Origin of the sequence: Colwellia sp. BRX10-1 (assembly GCF_014077545.1) — a bacterium.
GTDB lineage: Bacteria > Pseudomonadota > Gammaproteobacteria > Enterobacterales > Alteromonadaceae > Colwellia_A.
Map to the genome: position 1 here is coordinate 225,701 of NZ_JACGWC010000003.1, position 21,528 is coordinate 247,228.

Genomic DNA, 21,528 nt, shown 5'->3' on the forward strand with positions numbered 1-21,528 from the left:
GCAGTAAATGAATATTCGATCGTTATTATTAGCTATGTTATTAACCGTTAGTGTTTTCTTTGAAGCGCAGGGTAATAGCATCGATGGCGTTCGTGTCTGGCCAGCCCCGGAAAATACCCGTATTGTTTTTGATCTCAGTGAACAGCCTGATTATAAGTATTTCAGTTTACAGAATCCTCAGCGTTTAGTCATAGATTTTAACAACAGTAAGAATCATGTTTCGTTTAAGAATATCCTTAAAAAGGATAAACGCATAAAACTGATCCGCACCAGTAAATCGCGTATTAAAGGCACAACACGTTTAGTATTAGAATTAGCGGATAATTACTCTTTGGCTGTTTTTCCGCTTGCACCAGCTGGACAATACGGTAACCGTTTAGTGATTGATTTATTCGATGAAGAGAAAATTAGCCAAGGCGACCATACCCCCAAAAATGATCATCGAGATATTCTTATTGCCATTGATGCTGGCCACGGTGGTGAGGATCCTGGTTCTATAGGCGGTAAAGGCAGCTATGAAAAACGTGTTACGTTAGCGATTGCTAAAAAACTTGCTACCTATATTAATAATGAAAAAGGCATGAAAGCGGTAATGGTGCGCGATGGAGACTATTATGTTTCGGTCGGTCGACGTAGTGAAATAGCCAGAAAAAACCAAGTGGATTTTTTAGTGTCAATCCATGCCGATGCCTTTAGAACACCTCAACCTAACGGAGCCTCAGTCTGGATTGTATCGCACAAACGGGTTGAGTCAGAAATGGCCAAATGGCTGCGTAACCGCTCGAACAACTCCGAGCTTTTAGGTGGTGGCGGTGGTGTTATTAAAAATACCCGCGATGATAACTTGGCAAAAACCTTAGCAGATATGAATAAAGAGCATTCGCAGGGTGTCAGTATTAGCATGGCGAATAGCGTACTAAAACAACTGAAAAAAATTACTAAAATGCACAAGAAAGTTCCCCAACATGGTAATTTTGGTGTGTTAAAATCTTCAGATATTCCTTCGATTTTAGTTGAAACAGGTTTTATTTCTAACCATAGAGAAGAGCAAAATTTAAACTCTAGTGCTCATCAGCGCAAGCTCGCTAAAGGTATTTTTAAAGGTATTAAAGACCATTTTATGATTCAACCGCCGATGGGCAGTTATTATGCCTCTATTGAAACACGACAACATAAAATTACTCGCGGTGAATCTTTATCTGTGGTTGCACAACGCTATAGTGTTTCAGTACGAGAATTAAAAATGGCAAATAGTTTAACCTCGAATACCGTTCGCATAGGTCAAACCTTAACCATACCTCGCGCCGATTAATTTATTATAAATAGTTAACAGATCAAAATTTATGACCATAGAAATCCTTCCAGCACGCCTAGCTAACCAAATTGCTGCCGGTGAAGTCGTAGAACGTCCTTCATCAGTGGTGAAAGAGTTAGTTGAAAACAGCTTAGATGCTGGCGCAACGACCATTAAAATAGACATTGAAAAAGGTGGCGCTAAACGTATTCGTATTAGTGATAATGGCTCGGGTATTGTTAAAGATGAACTAACGTTAGCGCTAAGTCGTCATGCGACCAGTAAGATTAAAGATTTAAATGATTTAGAAGGTATTTGTAGTTTAGGGTTTCGTGGTGAAGCACTGGCAAGTATTAGCTCAGTCTCTCGTTTAACGTTGACGTCAAAACCTGCTGAGCAAGAATCAGCTTGGCAAGCCATTGCCGAAGGGCGAGATATGGCAGTAGCGTTACAACCCGCTGCACATCCTAATGGCACGACCATTGATGTTGTCGACTTGTTTTTTAATACCCCCGCGAGACGAAAATTCCTTCGTACTGAAAAAACAGAGTTCACTCATATTGAAGAGGTTATTAAGCGTATCGCTTTGGCGCGCTTTGATGTTAGTTTTATTTTGTCACATAATCAGAAAGTGATTAAGCATTTTAAATCAGTCAATAATAAAAGCTTATACGCAAAACGGGTAGCACAAATTTGTGGTCAGAAGTTTATTGAGCATTCACTGGAAATAGACTGCCAGCATGGCGATTTACAATTATCAGGTTGGGTAGGGCTACCAAGCTTTGCCCGTAACCAAAATGATTTATGCTTTAGTTACGTGAATGGCCGTATGATGCGAGACAAGTTAATTAATCACGCCATTCGTCAAGCTTATAGTCATCTGTTACCTGCGGATACTTACCCAGCTTTTGTGCTGTTTCTGGTGCTTGATGTCCGAGAAGTTGATGTAAATGTTCACCCAGCAAAACATGAAGTACGGTTTCATCAAGGGCGTTATATTCATGATTTTATTTATTCGGTTTGTCATAACGCGTTAAGCGAAAATGCTAATGTTGGCTTATTGCCTGGATCAGAGGATCAACCCTCGGCTACTTTACCACTTCAGCCTGAAAGCCATGCGGTAAATTATAGACAAGACAATCAGCTTGAGTCAGATGAAACCGGGCAGCAATTAACGCGTGATTATATTAAGCCATTGACGAAAGTTACCGATGTTCAAAGCGAACCCTATCAAGGTAGCAATCCAGGTAGTCAAAAGAATTATTCATCTTATACGCACAGTAATAACCAAGTGAGCAGAAATGCTGCGCAAGCTTATCAAACATTGATGACGCCTTTGTCTAATGGAAAGTCAGATGAAGACAGTACCGCTCTGCCAATACACGAGGTGAATGAAAATGAGCACTTAGTGTTAACCAAGATTATTGATGAAAAATATGCGGTGATAACGTTAGACAATGAACTACGTTTATTGGCATTACACAAAATAGAGCAAGCGGTTAAATTCTTCGAAGTAAAAAACAGATGGCAGCATAATTTTGTTAGCCAGCCGTTACTATTGCCAATTAAGATATCGTTAACGCAAGCACAAGTCACTTTTGTTGAAGCACAGACTGATGCACTGAAAAAAATAGGTATTATCGCGAGTGTTTTATCTAAGAGCAGCATACAAGTACGAGAGTTTCCGGCCTTGTTAAGAAATAAAGATGTAAATTTAAGTGTTAATAAGCTCTTAACTCTTTTGTGTTTAGAAGATGGACAAGAATTAACAAATAGTGATTGGCAACAAGCCTTTGCAAGTTTATTATCCGCTGATTCTTACGATAACCAACAAGCTAAAAGCCTACTCCGTTTGAGTCAGCAACAATTAAATCCTACCTTTGAGCAGCAGCTACGCTTGAATTCGGTATTGATAGACCTCACATCATCAATAAGAATGTTAACGAATGCTACTTAAATTGATGCCTGACGCTTTATCAACAAACAATATTGACAGTAAAAACCGTAAATTACCGCCAGTCATTTGTTTGATGGGGCCTACTGCATCAGGTAAAACAGCGTTAGCAATGGCATTACATGATGCCTTGCCATGCGATATTATCAGTGTTGATTCTGCGCTTGTTTATCGTGATATGGACATTGGTACTGCAAAACCAACAGCAGAAGAATTAGCAAAGTATCCGCATCGATTAATTAATCTAATTGATGCCAGTGAGAGTTACTCTGCCGCTGATTTTTGTCGTGACGCTTTAGTAGAAATTGAGAAAATTAGGGCGAATAACCGCATACCTTTATTGGTTGGCGGTACTATGATGTATTTTAAAAGCCTGATTGATGGTATTTCGCCTCTGCCGGCGGCCGATGTAAAAATTCGCCAAGGCATAGCCGACGAAGCTGAACAATTTGGCTGGGAGAGCATTCATCAACAACTTGCTAGCGTAGACCCGGTTTCTGCCGAACGTATTCACAAAAATGATCCGCAACGATTAATGCGGGCATTAGAAGTTTACCGCCTAACGGGCAAAAGTATCACCGACTTAACGAAAGTTAAGGGTGAACGACTCAGTGGTGATGTTTTACAATTTGCTATCTCACCGAAAGAGCGTAAAGATTTACATGGTCGTATTGCGCTTAGGTTTGAACAGATGATTGAACAAGATTTTGAATCAGAAGTTGTTAAGTTAAAGCAGCGTGACGATTTGCATGAAAATTTACCCGCTATTCGTTGTGTTGGTTATCGACAGATGTGGGAATATTTAGATGGTGAAGTCGACCATGATGAAATGGTTTTCAAAGGCATTTGTGCGACGCGACAACTGGCTAAACGACAGTTAACTTGGTTGAGAAATTGGCCAAATTTACAATGGTTGCATATGGAAGACGAAAATAATTTAAAACTAATTATGTCTTCAGTAAGCAAACTTTAAACCTTGATGTATAATAAAAACAGTTGCATAGTAAGTAACTAGTTTTCTAGAGAAAAAACTCTTACATACATTTATTAAAAATAACAAAAAAGGGGCCAAACAATGGCAAAGGGGCAATCTTTACAAGACCCATTTTTGAATGCTTTACGACGTGATCGCATTCCGGTAGCAATATATTTAGTTAATGGCATTAAACTACAAGGACAAGTAGAGTCCTTTGATCAATTTGTTATTTTACTTAAAAATACAGTGAGTCAAATGGTCTATAAACACGCCATTTCTACTGTTGTTCCTTCACGGGCAGTTTCTACGATGCCAGCACCACAAACTGGTGATTATAGTCAGGAACAGCAAGATTAATGATTTCGTTGAGTTTGGTTGTACACCAAATATTACGTGTCCAAAAGTTTCTTTTGGTTTAACTATTTAGTTTATAGGTAATACTCAATTGTTTGATCGTTATCAAGCAGGTGAACAAGCTATTCTTGTTCACCTCGATTTCCCTGATGAAAATGCGCGCGAAGACTTACAAGAATTTGAAATGCTTGTTAGCTCTGCGGGCGTTAACGCGCTTGCAATTGTTACAGGTAAACGTACTACACCTCATACTAAATTCTTTGTTGGTAGTGGTAAAGCTGAAGAAGTTGCCGAGGCGGTAAAGTTACATCAAGCCAATGTGGTACTTTTTAATCATGCACTTTCTCCTTCACAAGAAAAAAATATTGAAGCATTGTGTGAGTGCCGCGTTGTTGACCGAACAACACTCATCCTAGATATTTTTGCCCAGCGCGCTCGAACACATGAAGGTAAGATGCAAGTAGAACTTGCGCAATTACGTCATATGAGTACGCGTTTGATCCGTGGCTGGACACACCTTGAAAGGCAAAAAGGTGGTATTGGCCTCCGCGGGCCTGGTGAAACTCAGTTAGAAACTGATCGTCGTTTACTTCGCGACCGTATGGTAAATATTCGTAAACGCTTAGAACGTGTGGAAAAGCAACGCCAGCAAGGTAGAAGAGCAAGAACACGCGCTGAAATACCGACAATTTCTTTAGTGGGTTATACCAACGCAGGTAAATCGACGCTGTTTAATATTATTACTCAGGCAGACGTTTACGCAGCAGATCAATTATTTGCAACCTTAGATCCCACATTACGAAAAATTGAAATTGAGGATGTTGGCCGAGCAATTTTAGCTGACACCGTTGGCTTTATTCGTCATTTACCTCATGATTTAGTCGCCGCTTTTAAAGCAACATTGACTGAAACCCGTGAAGCTGAACTATTATTGCATGTCATTGATATTTCAGATGATAGGCGAACTGAAAATATTGAACAAGTTGAAACGGTTTTAAAAGAGATCGAAGCGGGCGATGTTCCGCAATTATTAATTTGTAACAAAATAGATGCTTTGGAAGATATTGAACCACGCATTGACAGAGACGATACAGGTCTACCTATACGAGTATGGTTATCTGCACAAAAAGGCATAGGGATTGAATTACTTTTTCAAGCGCTAGCTGAACGACTCGGCAAGAAAATAGTCAAGCATAACTTATGCTTACCTCCTAGCGAAGGTAAACTACGTGGTGTGTTTTATCAATTAAATTCTATTGTTGATGAACGGTATGACGAAGATGGAAATTGTTTATTGAAAATTAAATTACCTGCAAGAGAGTGGGATAGATTAATTAAACAGAGTGAAGCTGATATAGAAGGCTTTATTGAACGTAAACAGACTGATATATTACCGTAATGGGTAAATAGTAGTTTTAGCACTTATTTAAATTTATAGTTAGTGGAGAAGACCATGGCGTGGAATGAACCGGGGAATAATGATAAAGACCCCTGGAAAAAGAAAGATGATAAGAATCAAGGCCCACCAGATTTAGACGATTTACTAAAAGATATTGGTAATAAGTTTGGCGGTATTTTTGGCGGAAAATCATCAAAAGATGGCAGCAAGAAAGGCGCATCAAATGTTGGTATCGCTATTGCGCTAATCGTGGGTATTCTTGTTTATGCTTTTAGTGGTTTCTACACCATTAAAGAAGCTGAAAAAGGTATCGTATTACGTTTCGGGCAATACGATGGCACAGTTGAACCAGGTTTACGCTGGAAATGGACATTCGCCGAACGTATTATTCCTGTTGATATGCAAACAACACGCGACTTACCTGCATCTGGTTTTATGCTAACCAAAGATGAGAACGTGGTACGTGTTGAAATGCAGATACAGTATCGTGTTGTTGATGCCCGTGATTATATTTTCAGTGTTACTGATGCTGACGACAGTTTAAGCCAGTCACTAGACAGTGCTTTACGCTTCGTTATTGGTGACTCTAAAATGGATGATATTTTAACAAGTGGCCGTGAAAAAGTGCGTCAAGATGTCTGGAAAGAATTAGATGACATTATTGCCCCGTATAATCTTGGTTTAATTGTTGTCGATGTTAACTTTAAAGATGCTCGTCCTCCTGAAGAAGTCAAAGATGCTTTTGACGATGCTATTTCAGCACAAGAAGATGAAGTTCGTTTTTTACGTGAAGCCGAAGCCTATGCCCGTGGTATTGAACCAAGAGCACGTGGCCGAGTGAAACGTATGGAACAAGAGGCCATCGCTTATAAACAACAAACGGTATTAGATGCCGAAGGTGAAGTTGCTAAATTCAATAAATTACTTCCAGAATACCTTGCTGCTCCAGAAGTTACTCGCCAGCGTATGTATTTATCAACAATGGAAAATGTTTATGCCAATACCAGTAAGGTTATGGTTGATGTTGAAGGTGGCAATAACATGATGTATTTACCATTAGATAAAATGATGCAAAATCAGTCTTCTGGTCAACGTACTTTACCTGAGAGTCAAACTCGAGCGACGCAATCGATTAATACCCAAAGTACTGCGCCTGATTTATCAGGTCGTGCAGACAGATTTAATGAAGGGAGAAATTAAGCAATGAAAAACTTTATTATTGCCCTAATTGTATTATTCTCAGTATTAACCGTCTCTTCTGTTTTCATTGTTTTTGAAGGACAACGTGGTATCGTTTTTCAGTTTACAAAAATTAAACGTGATGCTGATTCAGGTGAAATGATTGTTTATGAACCGGGTTTACACTTTAAAATACCCTTCATTAACAACGTTCGCAGACTTGATGCTCGTATTCAAACGCTTGATGAAGCGCCTGATCGCTTTGTAACATCTGAGAAAAAAGATTTAATGGTCGACTCATTTGTTAAGTGGCGTATTGTTGACTTTTCAACGTTCTACTTACGTACTTCTGGCTCAGTAGAAAATGCTCGTGCGTTATTGAAACAAAAAGTAAATAATGGTTTACGTACTGAGTTTGGTACGCGCACCATTAAAGAAATTGTTTCAGGTGACCGTGACGGCATTATGGCTAAAGCGTTAGCAAGTGCCTCAAGTAGTCGTGAAGACTTAGGTATTGAGGTTATTGATGTACGTATTAAAGCGATTAACTTACCCGCTGAAGTCAGTGCTTCTATCTATGACCGTATGCGAGCAGAGCGAACAGCTGTAGCAAAAGAGCATCGTTCTAAAGGTCAAGAGCAAGCGGAAATCATCCGTGCTACGATAGATTCTAAAGTAACAGTTATGTTAGCGACAGCACAAAAAGAAGCACAAGAAATGCGTGGTGAAGGCGATGCGTTAGCGGCTAAAGTTTATGCTGATTCATATGGACAAGATCCTGAGTTTTTCAGTTTTTACCGTAGCCTTGAAGCATATGAAAAAAGTTTTAGTAGTAAAAGTGATATCTTGGTGGTTAAACCCGATAGTGATTTCTTTAACTACTTAAAAGAAGGCGCTACAATTAAAAAGTAAGCTACTTTTTTGATAAAAAAGCCATGACTTGTCATGGCTTTTTCGTATCTGCTAGTTACCTATAGAAGTGATTGAGGAGTAATAACATGGTAGAGACACTATTAACGGCATTTGCTTTGGTACTGATTATTGAGGGGCTTATTCCTGCACTTTTTCCAAATAAGTGGCGCGACACTATGGAAAAGTTAGCGCAACAATCAAGCTTATCTATTCGTAATATTGGCATTAGCTTACTCGTCGTAGGCACATTTATTTTATGGTTACTGAGTTATTAGACTAAAGAATGACATAAAAGTTTTTCATAACCCCTTTAGTTAATTGAATATTTTTAAATTGCATTAAAAATCATCATTTATTACTTGGACTACTATTTGATTTTTGATAAAATCCCCGCCTAATTTTTTATCGAAATTGAAAACATGGGCAAAAACGTCGTAGTTCTAGGCACCCAATGGGGTGACGAAGGTAAGGGTAAGATTGTTGATTTACTCACAGATAAAGCTAAGTACGTCGTACGTTATCAAGGAGGCCATAATGCAGGTCATACTTTGGTAATAGACGGTGAAAAAACCGTACTTCATTTAATTCCATCGGGCGTATTACGTGACAATGTGAAATGTTTAATCGGCAACGGCGTAGTTTTATGCCCGAAAGCCTTGATGACAGAAATCGCAATGTTAGAAGCCAAAGGCGTTCCTGTACGTGAACGTTTACTTATTAGTGACGCTTGTCCGTTAATTCTTCCTTATCATAATGCTCTAGATGCTGCGCGAGAAATCGCTCGCGGTAATAAGCCTATTGGTACGACAGGGCGTGGTATTGGTCCAGCTTATGAAGACAAAGTTGCTCGCCGTGGTTTACGTGTTGGCGATTTAGTTTGTGCTGAGTCATTTGCGATTAAATTAAAAGAAATTGTTGATTACCATAATTTCTCTTTAGAGCATTACTACAAAGTTGCACCCGTTTGTTATGACACTGTGCTTGCTGATGCTTTATCAGTTCGTGACGTTATCCTTAAAATGGTTGCCGATGTCGCTGAAATTCTTGATCAAGCCCGTAAAAACGGCGAATCAATTATGTTTGAAGGTGCTCAAGGTACTTTACTTGATATTGATCACGGTACTTATCCTTATGTAACGTCTTCAAACACTACTGCAGGTGGCGTTGCTACCGGTTGTGGTTTTGGACCTCGTCATTTAGATTATATTCTAGGTATTACTAAAGCATACACGACACGTGTTGGCTCTGGTCCTTTCCCTACAGAATTAGATGACGAAATTGGTGAACATTTAGGTACTGTAGGCCATGAATTTGGCGCGACTACTGGACGTGAACGTCGATGTGGTTGGTTTGACGCGGTTGCTATGCACCGTGCCATTCAAGTTAACAGCGTAACAGGATTTTGTTTAACTAAACTTGATGTTTTAGACGGTTTAAAAACCCTTAAAATATGTACAGGTTACCGCACTGAAGCTGGCGACATTATTACTGTACCGCCTACAGCTGCTGAAGGTTATGACAGAATTACACCTGTTTATGAAGAAATGCCAGGTTGGTCTGAAGTTACTGTTGGCGCAACTTCTCGTGACGCTTTACCTGCTAATGCGATCGCTTACATTAAGCGTATTGAAGAATTAACAGGTGTACCGGTTGATATTATTTCAACAGGTCCAGATCGTAATGAAACCATTATTTTAGTAAACCCGTTTGCTGAGTAATTACAGCGAATAATTTTTTTCTAAAATAAGACGAAAAAAACCACCCCTGAGGTGGTTTTTTTTTACCTAAAATAAATTATTTCAACAGCCATTATTGAATATAAATTCAAAAGCAATTAATCAAGGTTATAAGCGATAGTGACAACGTTGATGAAGATTAATTATTAATTGGATAACTTCACCGATAAATTCGTTGTTGTGTATTGAAAAAAAGGAAAATCGATGGCTAAATTTTTTAAGTCAAAGAAGTTTATAAAAGTGGTCATAAAATACGGTGAATAGATTAAGCTGTATAGCGAATATTTAGTTTTATGATGTGCAATACAAAAGGGCTAAGGGTATGTTTGTTATAGCTTCTAGCACTTTTTTATATAAGAATAACGTTGGAACAAAATGTAAGATTACAATAGTATATACCCGTTACTTTTTAAAGATCACAGACAAAGGTGTATCTTGATTGATAACGAGTCTATAAAACTATGCTGTATATAAACAAAATAAAACGTGAAAAATGGCATATATAAGACAATAAATTCACCTAACGCATAGGATCAATCATGACTGACTTTCGCCAACAAGCACTTGATTACCATCAATTCCCAACACCTGGAAAAATAAGTGTTGAATTAACCACGGCCGCTGAAACTAGCCGTGATTTAGCACTCGCCTATAGCCCAGGTGTTGCTGAACCGGTTCGCGCAATTGCGGCAAATCCCGATGATGTTTACAAATATACGGGCAAAGGCAATACCGTCGCTGTTATTACCAATGGTACCGCTATTTTAGGGTTAGGTAATCTAGGTGGTATGGCGGCTAAGCCGGTAATGGAAGGCAAAGCATTATTATTTAAGCGATTTGCAGGTATTAATTCATTTGATATCGAAGTTAAACATAAGACAGTTGAAGAATTTATAAATACGGTCGCCAATATCGCTGACAGTTTTGGTGGTATTAACTTAGAAGATATTAAAGCACCAGAGTGTTTTGCTATTGAAAAGGCACTTATTGAACGTTGTAAAATACCGGTATTTCACGATGACCAACATGGTACGGCTATTGTTACTGCTGCTGGAATGATCAATGCCTTGGAAATCCAAGGTAAAAGTATTAAAGATGCCAACATTATTTGTCTTGGCGCAGGCGCAGCAGCGATTGCTTGTATGGAACTATTAATCAAATGTGGCGCTCAGCGCGAAAAAATCTACATGCTTGATACTAAAGGTGTCATTCACACCCGACGTGATGATCTTAACGAATATAAGCGTATGTTTGCTAATAATACTGATAAACGTACCCTTGAAGATGTTATCGATGGCGCAGATGTATTTGTTGGTGTTTCTGGACCTAATCTACTTTCTGCTGAGCATGTAAAATTAATGGCACCCAATCCAATTATCTTTGCTTGTTCAAACCCAGATCCTGAAATAAAACCCTCATTAGCGCTTGCTGTTCGTGATGATCTTATTATTGCTACGGGTCGCTCTGATTACCCTAACCAGGTCAATAATGTGTTATGTTTTCCTTTTATTTTTCGTGGCGCTTTAGATGTTCGCGCTAGAACGATTAACGATGAGATGAAAATTGCCGCTGTTCATGCAATTCGTGAATTAGCAAAGGAACCTGTTTCGCAAGAAGTGTTAGATGCTAGTGGTGAGAAAAGTTTGACCTTTGGTAAGGAGTATATTATTCCTAAGCCGATGGATCCACGTTTGTGTGGTCGAGTAGCGCTTGCCGTTGCTAAAGCGGCGGTTGAGTCTGGAGTGGCAGCCCTAGAATTACCTGAAAACTATATGGAATAATCAGTAGTATTTATTAATAACGCTGTAAAAGGAGAGCTCGACTCTCCTTTTTTTATTTATGACAAATAGTAGGTCACGGTGCAGTGACTAGATGGACGCAGAAAGTAGGAATTAAGAAGTAGGTTAACGCAGGAGCAGTTACCTCTTCTACGTCATTTATGTTCCAGATAAATCATTAGTAACAGCATCTATTTAGCCAATGTCACCGATGGCAAAGCATGACAATATTGAGTAGGACGAATAACAATGAAAACTTCAACGAAAGCCGTTTTACTCTCAGCACTTGTTTACCCGGGTATTGGCCAACTAATGTGTCACGCTTATCGACGGGCTACGTTATTTATTTTAAGTTTTTCTGTGACGGTATATTTGTATATTGAAGAAGTGATGAGGCAATATCAGCCACTTATTAATAAAGTTAAATCAGGTGACGTTGCGCTCAATAGCCAAGCACTGATCGCTGAGATGTCAAAAAATCCCATTATTGTTGACCCTATCTTAATGAGTACATTAACCTATACACTATTAACTTGTTGGTTACTGGCTATTGTAGATGCTTACCGTATGGGCATAAAAAAAGACGCCAGAGCGTCTTTTTAAGGAAGTGTATTAAAACCCTAAGCTACTCGTCTTCAATTTCAAATTGACTGAAGTCGGTAATACCTTTTGCTATTAACGCTTCGCGCACACTTTTAGGTAGCATCTCTGTATTGTCTTTTGTTAAATCGCCATCATCAGGAAGAGGCTGTCCGGTAAAAGCATGCAGAAAAGCTTCACATAACAATTCGCTGTTAGTTGCATGGCGTAAGTTGTTAACTTGCCGACGAGTACGTTCATCCGTTAACACTTTCAGTACCCGCAACGGGATTGAGACCGTGATTTTTTTAACTTGCTCACTTTTTTTACCATGTTCGGCGTATGGTTTTATATAATCGCCATTCCACTTTGCCATTTAATTACCTTTGTTTAGCTAAATTACTTTTTATAAGTTAGATTTTACTGGTTGTTGGCGTTGAGTCAATAACGAATGTGTAGAAGTTTAGAAGTCTAAAGTTCTTGACCGACAAAAGTAAAGCGTTTAGAGTTATAGACGTCCAAACATCTATTTGATTTTACTGCCCGATTGGAGCAAAAAATGACAAGCAAAAAACCAGCAACATTAGCTGTTAGAGCCGGCATTAATAGTGATGAACATCACGGTGCGGTTGTTCCTGCCATTCATTTATCGAGTACTTATGCTTTAAAAGGCTTCAACAATAAGCGCCAATTTGATTATTCCAGAACAGGCAACCCCACTCGAAGCACGTTTGCACAAGCTATCGCTGATTTAGAGCAGGGGGCTGTAGGCATTGTTACCAGCACAGGAATGTCAGCGGTGCACTTAATTTGTCAGTTACTGACAACAAAAGATACGGTTGTTATTCCACATGATTGCTATGGTGGAAGTTATCGCTTGTTTACCCACCTAGCAAAACGTGGCTTATTTAATGTGCTTGTTGTTGATCAAAACGATGATCAAGCGTTAGCGCAAGCGCTTGAACAAAAGCCAAGATTAGTTTTGATTGAGTCACCCAGTAACCCATTATTACGGCTGGTTGATATAAAAAAGGTTACTCAAGCCAGTCATGCTGTTGGTGCTTTAGTGGCAGTAGATAATACGTTTCTTTCTCCCTTGTTACAGCAACCGCTATTATTAGGTGCTGATATTGTTTTTCACTCGACAACTAAATATATTAATGGTCATAGTGATGTTGTGGGTGGGGTGTTAGTAACAAAAGAAAAAGAACTGGGTGAAGAGCTAGCGTGGTGGGCAAATTGTATTGGTATTACTGGCTCACCTTTCGACAGCTATCTGGCATTACGTGGCTTAAAAACCTTACCACTGCGCATGAAACAGCATCAAGAAAATGCTAATGCTGTTGCAAAATACTTAGAAAATCATCGAGCAATTAACGCGGTATACTTTCCTGGTTTAAAAAATCACCCGGGACACGAAATTGCTAAGCGTCAGCAAAAAGATTTTGGCGCTATGATGAGTTTCGAAATAAAAGGTGGTGTTGAAGCGGTTAAAGTACTCTTTGACAACTTATCACTCTTTACCTTGGCACAGTCATTAGGTGGCGTTGAAAGTTTAATCAGTCATCCATCAACGATGACCCATGCAGGTATGGAAATTGAAGCACAAATTGCAGCGGGTATTACTCAATCTTTAATCCGAATTTCTGTCGGTATTGAAGATGTTAGTGATATTATTAATGACTTAGAACAAGCTTTATCGGCAAGCCAAATTTAAAGTTGTAGACTATTTTTAGTAGAAGAATTAATGAGTGAAAATGACACAGTCAAATACAGTAGAACAATTATCATCAGGGAATAATCAACTGGCGAAGCATGCTATTCATGTACATAAATTTGGTGGCAGTAGCTTAGCAACTACCCAATGTATTGAACGTGTGGTTGATATTATTCGTCAAAACTGTCAATTAAATGATTTAGTTGTTGTTTCGGCAAATGGAAACACTACGGATGACTTATTCAATATTTATAAACTCGCACTTGAAAAAAGTGACGAGCTGTTTTTGGCTATTGAAACACTAGAGAAATCACAAAGCACATTAATTGGTGAGTTATTGAACCCTAGCAGTGCAGCAGACCTTATCAAGGTTTTGTCTGATGATATAACACAATTAACGGCTTGGTTATCTGATCAGCCAAGCCAACACCATGCAGATATGCTGGCATTTGGTGAGCTGTGGTCGGCGCGTTTATTATCGGCGGTGTTAAGTGAAAAAGTTTGTCCAAGTTATGCTATTGATGCGCGTGACTTTCTGGTTATCAATAATGATAAAGACTGTGCAGTCGACAATCAGCAAAGTAGTCAAAATTTTCAGCAGAACTTACAAAAAGGAAAGTTGGCGGTTATTACTGGCTATATCACTAAAAATTCTCAAGGTGAAACCTGTACTTTAGGTCGTAATGGTAGTGACTATTCAGCAACAATTATTGCATCACTGTCGGGCGCGCTGAATGTTACCCTATGGACTGACGTTGATGGCATTTATAGTGCCGATCCTCGTATTGTACCACTTGCCCGTAAATTACATCGCTTACCTAATGGTGTCGCGAAAGAATTAGGCCGCTTAGGTAACCCGGTTCTGCATGCAAAAACCTTACAGCCGCTCACTAACCACAGCACACACCTTCATGTAGCAAGTAGCTTTGATCCTGAAATTTCTGGTACAGAGATAGGAAAATTTGGTCAAATTGCTAAACAGGAATTGTCAGTTACCTCGCTTAACGATCTGTTACTGGTAAAATCGACCAGTTTAGCCGGTTCGTTTGGTGAACAAGCCAGTAATGAGTTTTCTGCGATATGTAGTGATATTCAGCAAGGCTTTATGGTTATCCACCAAACACAACAAAAATTAGTGAGTCAGTGGCTGGCGAGTCATGATACCGAAGTATCATTCACACCGGTGTCGATTATAGCGATTGTTGGTCATAGTGTGGTAAATCAAGGTAATATCCAAGCGCGTTTTAAACGTGCCCTCAAACATACTCATGTACTGCAGGTGGTGAACTCGTTAAGTGAGCATAGTATTATCGCCATTCTTCAGCAGAGTTGTACCGGTGAGTTACTTAATAATGTTCATTATGATATGACTAAAGACGCTCGACACATAGGTGTTGTTGTTTCAGGGCTTGGTAATATAGGTCAACGATTCTTAGACTTGTTACCCGCGCAACTCAATCGAGTCTCTGTGTTAGAGAACGTTCATTTAGTCGGTTTAGTCACTTCTAAAAAAGCATTGCTTAATACCGATGGTATCGATGTTAATCAAGCAATGTCGCTTTATGAAAGAGATGCTACGCCTTGTGATAATGCCTTATTGATGTCGTGGTTAACGAACCATCCTTACGACGAATTAATTGTTGTCGATATCACCCCTAGCGAACATTTTAGTGATTTATACAGTGAGTTCTTTAAAGAAGGTATTCATGTTATTGGTGCCAATAAATGGGCGGCTTCTGCCAGTACCGCTCGCTATAATGACTTAGTATTAACCGCGGCTGAAAATAAAAGCTTATGGTTAGGAAGTACTACTGTTGGCGCCGGTTTACCGGTTAACTTTGCCATTAACGATTTATTGAAAAGTGGCGATAAGATAACGGAAATATCAGGAATTTTTTCAGGCACGCTTTCTTGGCTATTTGAAACCTATGATGCCAGTGTACCGTTTTCAACCTTATTAATGGATGCCTTATCACAAGGGATCACTGAACCCGATCCACGAGAAGATCTGTCTGGGCGAGACGTGCAACGAAAATTACTGATCTTAGCGCGTATGGCAGGTTTTGAATTATCACTTGATGATATTGAATGCGAAAATTTAGTGCCAGAATCCTTACAAGGGTTATCAACGACGGAATTTTTAGCAAAGTCAGCAGACTTGGACAGTTACTTTGCTGAACAACTCACTAGCGCATCTAAACAGCAAGCCTGTATTCGTTATATTGCAAAATTCTGTGTCAACGAACAAGGCCAATTGAGCGCTAAGGTTTATCTTGCGACGCTTGCTAAGAATGATCCCTTTGCCTCTTTAACTCCGGGTGATAATATCTTTTTAATTAAGAGCCATTGGTATCAAGATAACCCGCTTATTATTCGTGGACCAGGCGCGGGTCGTGATGTTACCGCGGGTGGCCTACATTCAGACTTAGTGAGTATCTGCCAGCAACTGGCCGGTAAAAAACACCAAGTTAAAATCAAAGGTCTAAGTTAAATTAGCATAATCTAACTATCATCATTATTACTACACTAGGCATTAATACGCTAAATGAGAAAAAGCACAACTTGTAGGTTGTGCTTTTTCTCAATCGATACTAATAAACACTTGTCTGTTATCGCATTATTAACTAGCATTTAGATAATTAAAAAAAGTAGCTACTTAGCACAGGCACCAAGTTGTATTTACATGGAAAATAAAACCTATAGCGACAGCTATTTTACCAGCCAAGTAAAAAGTCTTTTAAGCAGAATTTATGGCCACAGCCAATTAAATGATTCCGTTCTTGAGCGTGCGATTGAGTACTATGAAAAACAATCTTTTATTGAGCATAAGTTAGATGAGCTCAAGCAAAATATTGAAAAAGTTAGTCGGCAAACAGCCACGGATAAAGCTAAAACTTTACGGGTAAGACTCGAACGTGAACAACGCAATTATTACGAGGAATTACGTTTTGAACGCAATGAGCGTCATCAACACCTCTATAAACTCTGTAAAGAGATCATCAAGTTGTCTGAGGGTGATTGCTTTGAAGACAGTAATCGTAAATCTAGCCAGCTTTTAGGTACCATACAATTAGTGAGCCCCACCCAGGGGCGAAAAATTGCTTTAACCAACGAGCAACATAAACCGCTTTATAAAAGCGTGTTATGTTTGCGTTTACTTGACCGACTATGCATGGATCAACATATTGTTGAGCCCTATATCAAGAGTGCTTTGGGGGATATCAACGCAGAGCAATATCAAACGTTGGCTCAAGATAATCCCGAGGCCTATCAAGCCTTTGTAGAGAAAGTAAAAATTCCACTGGTCATGGCGGCGCTATTACAAGATATCGGTAATAACCACCCCGAGTCGCTAGCCATTTTGCGTGGTGCAGATTATCAAAAAGATCCCCATCGAACCTTACCTATTGAAGAGCGAAAAGCACTCTTACAAATAAATTATCGGGAAACGGTTAAGTATCTTATTGATGGTATTGGCGCAGGTATATATATTGGTAATTCAAAAAAAGATCGCGACGAGCACAATGTCGTTGAGCATAAAAAATTATTGTTCATTAAGCATTTACTCAAAAGTGCCGTCAACCCAAAGAAGGGTATTGGCAACCTTCTTAAAGTACCACAAATATACAGTTCTATTATCTTGTCGACAAAAGATAGCTATAACTACAAATTATTACCGAAAGTTTATTATGTTCTTAATCAAAACGCGGAGCGGGGAGCTTGTTGTCAAGCAGTGGTTAATGCACTGACAAAAATTACTGGCCATTTTCCACAAGGTTATGGTGTTACCTATGTCCCGTATGAGCAAGATATTAACGACCGCTATGAATATGCCATCGTCAGCCAGCTTTATCCTGCAAATGCTGATTATCCTATTTGCCGAACGGCAACACGCAACTTAGCCTTCATAAGTCATGGACAAGAGATAGTCATTAAGAAATCTGCTAATTTATATTTTACTGAAACCGCTAAAAGTTTCTCTACTATCAGTAAAGAGCGCCTCCATGAAATCTTAGAGTTGTTAGTGTCAAACTCCCATGAGCGTAAACAACTAGATCTACTTCCTCGCTGTTGGCAGCCAGGAGAATTCTTTTCAGTCAATATTAATCAAAAGCTGTGGAACAAAGCTAAATAACGTTAAAGTCTTTGCTTTTATAACGCCATAGTGAAAACACTTAGCAAGTTAAGTAAGTAGACTTACCCTGTTGTTGTTATCAAAGAGGGATATTTACAGTCAATATTAATCAAAAGCTGTTGAACAAAGCTAAATAACGTTAAAGTCTTTGCTTTTATAACTCCATAATGAAAACACTTAGCAAGTTAACTAAATAGACTTACCCTGTTGTTGTTACCAAAGAGGGATATTTACAGTCAATATTAATCAAAAGCTGTGGAACAAAGCTAAATAACGTTAAAGTCTTTGCTTTTATAACGCCATAGTGAAAACACTTAGCAAGTTAAGTAAGTAGACTTACCCTGTTGTTGTTACCAAAGAGGGATATTTACAGTAAATATTAATCAAAAACTGTCAAATAAGGCTAAATAACCATAATGCTTTTTCACTGTCTGTTAAAGTTCAGGTAAAATGGCGTTTATTACTTTGCATAACTTTGGAATATCTCGTGAGCGATCAAGAAAAAAGACTGAATAAATTTATCAGTGAATCAGGTTACTGCTCGCGCCGAGCTGCTGATAAGTTGATTGAAGAAAGTCGAGTTACGATCAATGGTAAAACCCCTGAGTTAGGTACTAAGGTACAAGCGGGTGATGTGGTTTTTGTTGATGGTAAGCAAATTGGTGCTATGCCGGCTAATAAATCTGACCGGGTTTACATTGCTTATAACAAGCCAGTGGGTATTACCTGTACGACCGAGTTACATGTTAGAGGTAATATTATTGACGCTATTGGTCACAAGGAAAGGATCTTTCCGATAGGGCGCTTAGATAAGCCTTCAGAAGGATTAATTTTCTTGACCAGTGATGGTGATATCGTTAATAAAATTTTGCGCGCTGAAAATGCCCATGACAAAGAGTATATTGTCACGGTTGATAAACCCATCAGTGAGCGTTTTATCCAACGGATGTCAAAAGGTGTACCTATACTGGGAACCATCACTAAACCCTGTCTTGTTAAAGTAGAAAGTAAATTTGTTTTTCGTATTATCTTAACGCAAGGCTTAAATCGTCAAATTCGTCGGATGTGTGAATATTTAGATTACGAGGTTTTACAGCTAAAACGTTCGCGTATTATGAGTGTCGAGCTGGGTGATTTACGACCAGGACAATGGCGAGATTTAACCACAGCGGAAATGGTTGAAATTAATGCAGCGGTAGCCACGTCGACGAAAACAGCTTTACCAAAAGAAATCGATGAATCGGGTGATCCATGGGCAACCGTTATTGCAGTAACAGACATAGAAAATGATGTTAAAAAATAAAGCTTAGTTATACTAAACGTTAATTACGTTTGGTTTTTAAGACAATAAAAAAGGACGCCTAAGCGTCCTTTTTTTGTTTTCTTACTTAATGCTTACTATTTTCTAGCAGCATCTTTTGCTTCTTTAGCTGCTTTAACTTCAGCGATAACAACTTCTGCTACGTTATTAGGACAAGGCATGTAGTGAGAGAATTCCATTGAGAATTGACCACGACCTGATGTCATTGTACGTAATGTTCCGATGTAACCAAACATTTCTGAAAGAGGTACGTCAGCTTTAATACGAACACCAGAAACACCTGCGTCTTGACCTGCGATCATGCCACGACGACGGTTTAAATCACCAATAACATCACCAACGTGATCATCAGGCGTAAACACATCAACTTTCATGATAGGTTCGATTAACTGTGCACCAGCTTTTGGAATTGACTGACGGAAAGCACCACGAGCAGCAAGTTCAAAGGCAACAGCAGATGAATCGACCGCGTGGAAACCACCATCGTATAATTCAATTTCAACGTCAAGTACAGGGAAGCCAGCAAGAACACCAGTATCCATCATGCCTTTGAAGCCTTTCTCGATTGCTGGGAAGAATTCCTTAGGAACATTACCACCAACAACAACAGAGCTGAATACGAAACCAGTACCAGGTTCGCCGGGCTTAATACGGTAATCAATTTTACCGAACTGACCAGAACCACCAGATTGTTTCTTATGTGTGTAAGAATCTTCAATTGCCGTAGTGATTGTTTCACGGTACGCAACTTGTGGCTTACCAACTTCTAATTCAACACCGTAAGTACGTTTTAGAATATCTACTTTGATATCTAAGTGAAGCTCACCCATACCAGATAAAATCGTTTCACCTGAATCGATATCAGTTTCAACTTTAAAAGTAGGATCTTCTGCAACCATTTTACCGATAGCAAGACCCATCTTCTCAGTTGAACCTTTATCTTTAGGTGTTACAGAGATTGAAATTACTGGCTTAGGAAATACCATAGCTTCTAGAACGATAGGGTGCTTAGGATCACATAATGTGTGACCTGTCTGAACATTACTCTTCATACCAACAATCGCGATGATATCACCAGCTTGTGCTGAAGTAAGTTCGTTACGGTCATCAGCTTGCATTTCACACATACGTCCAACACGCTCAGTTTTACCTGTAGCAGCGTTAAGAATGGTATCGCCTTTCTTCAATGTACCTGAATAGATACGTACGAAAGTTAATGTACCAAAACGGTCATCAGTGATTTTGAATGCTAACGCTTTGAATGTTTCTTCTGCAGAAACAATTGCGAATTCGCCATTAGGCGTGCCTTCTTCATCAGTAAGTGGTTGAGGATTAACATCTGTAGGTGAAGGCAAGTAATCAACAACAGCATCAAGAATTAATTGAATACCTTTGTTTTTAAATGCAGAAGCACCGTAAGTTGGGAAGAAAGTCATATCACGAGTACCAGTACGGATACACGCTTTGATTTGTTCTGTAGTAGGAACCATTTCCCCTTCTAAGAACTCCATCAACATATCTTCATCAACTTCTAAAGCTGTTTCGATTAACTGTATACGGTACTCAGCAGCTTTTTCTACCATATCCGCTGGAATATCAGTAATTTCATAGTTTTCTGGAAGACCTGTGTCATCCCAGATGTAAGCTTTTTCGCTAAGAAGGTCAACAACACCAACAAAGTCATCTTCTTCGCCAATTGGCAAAGTCATAATAAGTGGCGTAGCACCTAAAACGTTTTTAACTTGCTTACAAACACGGTAGAAATCAGCGCCTAAACGGTCAAGTTTGTTGATCATGATAATACGAGCAACTTTTGAGTCGTTCGCGTAACGCCAGTTAGTTTCTGATTGTGGTTCAACACCACCAGAACCACAGAATACGCCGATACCACCATCAAGTACTTTAAGTGAACGGTAAACTTCAACAGTGAAGTCAACGTGACCAGGAGTATCGATGACATTGAAACGGTGATCGTTCCAAAAACAGCTTACCGCAGCAGACTGTATGGTAATACCGCGCTCAGCTTCTTGTTCCATGAAGTCAGTGGTAGATTCACCATCATGTACTTCACCAGTTTTATGGATCTGACCGGTTAATTTAAGGATACGTTCAGTTGTTGTGGTTTTACCAGCATCAACGTGAGCGAAGATACCAATATTTCTATATTTAGATAAATCTGCCATTACTTTACTCT

Annotated in this window: 17 protein-coding genes; 15 read left to right on the forward strand and 2 right to left on the reverse strand. The window is 39.1% G+C overall.

The genetic code is table 11. The features are described from left to right. Nucleotides 1–7: 7 nt before the first annotated feature. The 11 genes from H4J75_RS04850 to H4J75_RS04900 all read left to right on the forward strand — a co-directional run bounded on the left by H4J75_RS04850 (nucleotide 8) and on the right by H4J75_RS04900 (nucleotide 12,185). Nucleotides 8–1,312 (forward strand): N-acetylmuramoyl-L-alanine amidase, encoded by a 1,305-nt coding sequence (locus H4J75_RS04850; RefSeq protein WP_182221525.1) that lies wholly within the window; start codon nucleotides 8–10, stop codon nucleotides 1,310–1,312. A 31-nt stretch (nucleotides 1,313–1,343) separates the two neighbouring features. Then, the gene (gene mutL, locus H4J75_RS04855; protein ID WP_182221526.1) at nucleotides 1,344–3,251 is read left to right on the forward strand and encodes a DNA mismatch repair endonuclease MutL; all 1,908 of its coding nucleotides are present in this window, start codon (nucleotides 1,344–1,346) and stop codon (nucleotides 3,249–3,251) included. Between the two features lie 4 nt (nucleotides 3,252–3,255). Continuing rightward, the gene (gene miaA, locus H4J75_RS04860; RefSeq protein WP_182221544.1) at nucleotides 3,256–4,221 is read left to right on the forward strand and encodes a tRNA (adenosine(37)-N6)-dimethylallyltransferase MiaA; all 966 of its coding nucleotides are present in this window, start codon (nucleotides 3,256–3,258) and stop codon (nucleotides 4,219–4,221) included. A gap of 102 nt (nucleotides 4,222–4,323) precedes the next feature. Beyond that, nucleotides 4,324–4,581 (forward strand): RNA chaperone Hfq, encoded by a 258-nt coding sequence (gene hfq, locus H4J75_RS04865; protein ID WP_070375096.1) that lies wholly within the window; start codon nucleotides 4,324–4,326, stop codon nucleotides 4,579–4,581. Between the two features lie 88 nt (nucleotides 4,582–4,669). Further along, nucleotides 4,670–5,977: a ribosome rescue GTPase HflX gene (hflX, locus tag H4J75_RS04870; RefSeq protein ID WP_182216096.1), complete on the forward strand. Its 1,308-nt coding sequence runs from the start codon at nucleotides 4,670–4,672 to the stop codon at nucleotides 5,975–5,977. Between the two features lie 54 nt (nucleotides 5,978–6,031). Continuing rightward, a complete protein-coding gene (gene hflK / locus H4J75_RS04875) occupies nucleotides 6,032–7,177 on the forward strand; it encodes an FtsH protease activity modulator HflK (RefSeq protein WP_182221527.1) in 1,146 nt (381 codons plus the stop codon). Nucleotides 7,178–7,180: 3 nt separating this feature from the next. Then, nucleotides 7,181–8,068 carry a protease modulator HflC gene (gene hflC, locus H4J75_RS04880; RefSeq protein WP_182221528.1) on the forward strand — a complete coding sequence of 296 codons (888 nt, stop codon included), beginning with the start codon at nucleotides 7,181–7,183 and terminating at the stop codon, nucleotides 8,066–8,068. A gap of 86 nt (nucleotides 8,069–8,154) precedes the next feature. Then, entirely contained in the window at nucleotides 8,155–8,343 is a 189-nt protein-coding gene (locus tag H4J75_RS04885) for a DUF2065 domain-containing protein (RefSeq protein ID WP_182203168.1), read from the forward strand. A 144-nt stretch (nucleotides 8,344–8,487) separates the two neighbouring features. Continuing rightward, entirely contained in the window at nucleotides 8,488–9,786 is a 1,299-nt protein-coding gene (locus H4J75_RS04890) for an adenylosuccinate synthase (protein WP_182216102.1), read from the forward strand. A 557-nt stretch (nucleotides 9,787–10,343) separates the two neighbouring features. Beyond that, nucleotides 10,344–11,585 (forward strand): malic enzyme-like NAD(P)-binding protein, encoded by a 1,242-nt coding sequence (locus H4J75_RS04895; RefSeq protein ID WP_182217248.1) that lies wholly within the window; start codon nucleotides 10,344–10,346, stop codon nucleotides 11,583–11,585. Nucleotides 11,586–11,831: 246 nt separating this feature from the next. Continuing rightward, nucleotides 11,832–12,185: a hypothetical protein gene (locus H4J75_RS04900; RefSeq protein ID WP_182221529.1), complete on the forward strand. Its 354-nt coding sequence runs from the start codon at nucleotides 11,832–11,834 to the stop codon at nucleotides 12,183–12,185. A 22-nt stretch (nucleotides 12,186–12,207) separates the two neighbouring features. Here H4J75_RS04900 and metJ read toward each other — a convergent pair whose 3' ends face one another. After that, nucleotides 12,208–12,537 carry a met regulon transcriptional regulator MetJ gene (gene metJ, locus H4J75_RS04905; protein WP_070375088.1) on the reverse strand — a complete coding sequence of 110 codons (330 nt, stop codon included), beginning with the start codon at nucleotides 12,535–12,537 and terminating at the stop codon, nucleotides 12,208–12,210. A gap of 183 nt (nucleotides 12,538–12,720) precedes the next feature. Between metJ and metB the strand changes: the two genes are divergently transcribed. The 4 genes from metB to rluF all read left to right on the forward strand — a co-directional run bounded on the left by metB (nucleotide 12,721) and on the right by rluF (nucleotide 19,316). After that, the gene (gene metB, locus H4J75_RS04910) at nucleotides 12,721–13,878 is read left to right on the forward strand and encodes a cystathionine gamma-synthase (protein ID WP_182221530.1); all 1,158 of its coding nucleotides are present in this window, start codon (nucleotides 12,721–12,723) and stop codon (nucleotides 13,876–13,878) included. A gap of 40 nt (nucleotides 13,879–13,918) precedes the next feature. After that, the gene (gene metL / locus H4J75_RS04915; RefSeq protein WP_182221531.1) at nucleotides 13,919–16,369 is read left to right on the forward strand and encodes a bifunctional aspartate kinase/homoserine dehydrogenase II; all 2,451 of its coding nucleotides are present in this window, start codon (nucleotides 13,919–13,921) and stop codon (nucleotides 16,367–16,369) included. Nucleotides 16,370–16,561: 192 nt separating this feature from the next. Further along, nucleotides 16,562–18,013: a hypothetical protein gene (locus tag H4J75_RS04920; RefSeq protein WP_182217241.1), complete on the forward strand. Its 1,452-nt coding sequence runs from the start codon at nucleotides 16,562–16,564 to the stop codon at nucleotides 18,011–18,013. Nucleotides 18,014–18,500: 487 nt separating this feature from the next. After that, entirely contained in the window at nucleotides 18,501–19,316 is an 816-nt protein-coding gene (gene rluF / locus H4J75_RS04925) for a 23S rRNA pseudouridine(2604) synthase RluF (protein WP_083277955.1), read from the forward strand. Between the two features lie 95 nt (nucleotides 19,317–19,411). Here rluF and fusA read toward each other — a convergent pair whose 3' ends face one another. Beyond that, nucleotides 19,412–21,517 (reverse strand): elongation factor G, encoded by a 2,106-nt coding sequence (fusA, locus tag H4J75_RS04930; RefSeq protein ID WP_070375085.1) that lies wholly within the window; start codon nucleotides 21,515–21,517, stop codon nucleotides 19,412–19,414. Nucleotides 21,518–21,528 lie beyond the last annotated feature (11 nt).

Excerpts from the sequence above, each read along its gene's own strand:
- H4J75_RS04850 (WP_182221525.1), top strand. The coding sequence starts at position 8 with ATGAATATTCGATCGTTATTATTAGCTATGTTATTAACCGTTAGTGTT.
- mutL (WP_182221526.1), top strand. The coding sequence starts at position 1,344 with ATGACCATAGAAATCCTTCCAGCACGCCTAGCTAACCAAATTGCTGCC.
- miaA (WP_182221544.1), top strand. The coding sequence starts at position 3,256 with ATGCCTGACGCTTTATCAACAAACAATATTGACAGTAAAAACCGTAAA.
- hfq (WP_070375096.1), top strand. The coding sequence starts at position 4,324 with ATGGCAAAGGGGCAATCTTTACAAGACCCATTTTTGAATGCTTTACGA.
- hflK (WP_182221527.1), top strand. The coding sequence starts at position 6,032 with ATGGCGTGGAATGAACCGGGGAATAATGATAAAGACCCCTGGAAAAAG.
- hflC (WP_182221528.1), top strand. The coding sequence starts at position 7,181 with ATGAAAAACTTTATTATTGCCCTAATTGTATTATTCTCAGTATTAACC.
- H4J75_RS04885 (WP_182203168.1), top strand. The coding sequence starts at position 8,155 with ATGGTAGAGACACTATTAACGGCATTTGCTTTGGTACTGATTATTGAG.
- H4J75_RS04890 (WP_182216102.1), top strand. The coding sequence starts at position 8,488 with ATGGGCAAAAACGTCGTAGTTCTAGGCACCCAATGGGGTGACGAAGGT.
- H4J75_RS04895 (WP_182217248.1), top strand. The coding sequence starts at position 10,344 with ATGACTGACTTTCGCCAACAAGCACTTGATTACCATCAATTCCCAACA.
- H4J75_RS04900 (WP_182221529.1), top strand. The coding sequence starts at position 11,832 with ATGAAAACTTCAACGAAAGCCGTTTTACTCTCAGCACTTGTTTACCCG.
- metJ (WP_070375088.1), bottom strand. The coding sequence starts at position 12,537 with ATGGCAAAGTGGAATGGCGATTATATAAAACCATACGCCGAACATGGT.
- metB (WP_182221530.1), top strand. The coding sequence starts at position 12,721 with ATGACAAGCAAAAAACCAGCAACATTAGCTGTTAGAGCCGGCATTAAT.
- metL (WP_182221531.1), top strand. The coding sequence starts at position 13,919 with ATGACACAGTCAAATACAGTAGAACAATTATCATCAGGGAATAATCAA.
- H4J75_RS04920 (WP_182217241.1), top strand. The coding sequence starts at position 16,562 with ATGGAAAATAAAACCTATAGCGACAGCTATTTTACCAGCCAAGTAAAA.
- fusA (WP_070375085.1), bottom strand. The coding sequence starts at position 21,517 with ATGGCAGATTTATCTAAATATAGAAATATTGGTATCTTCGCTCACGTT.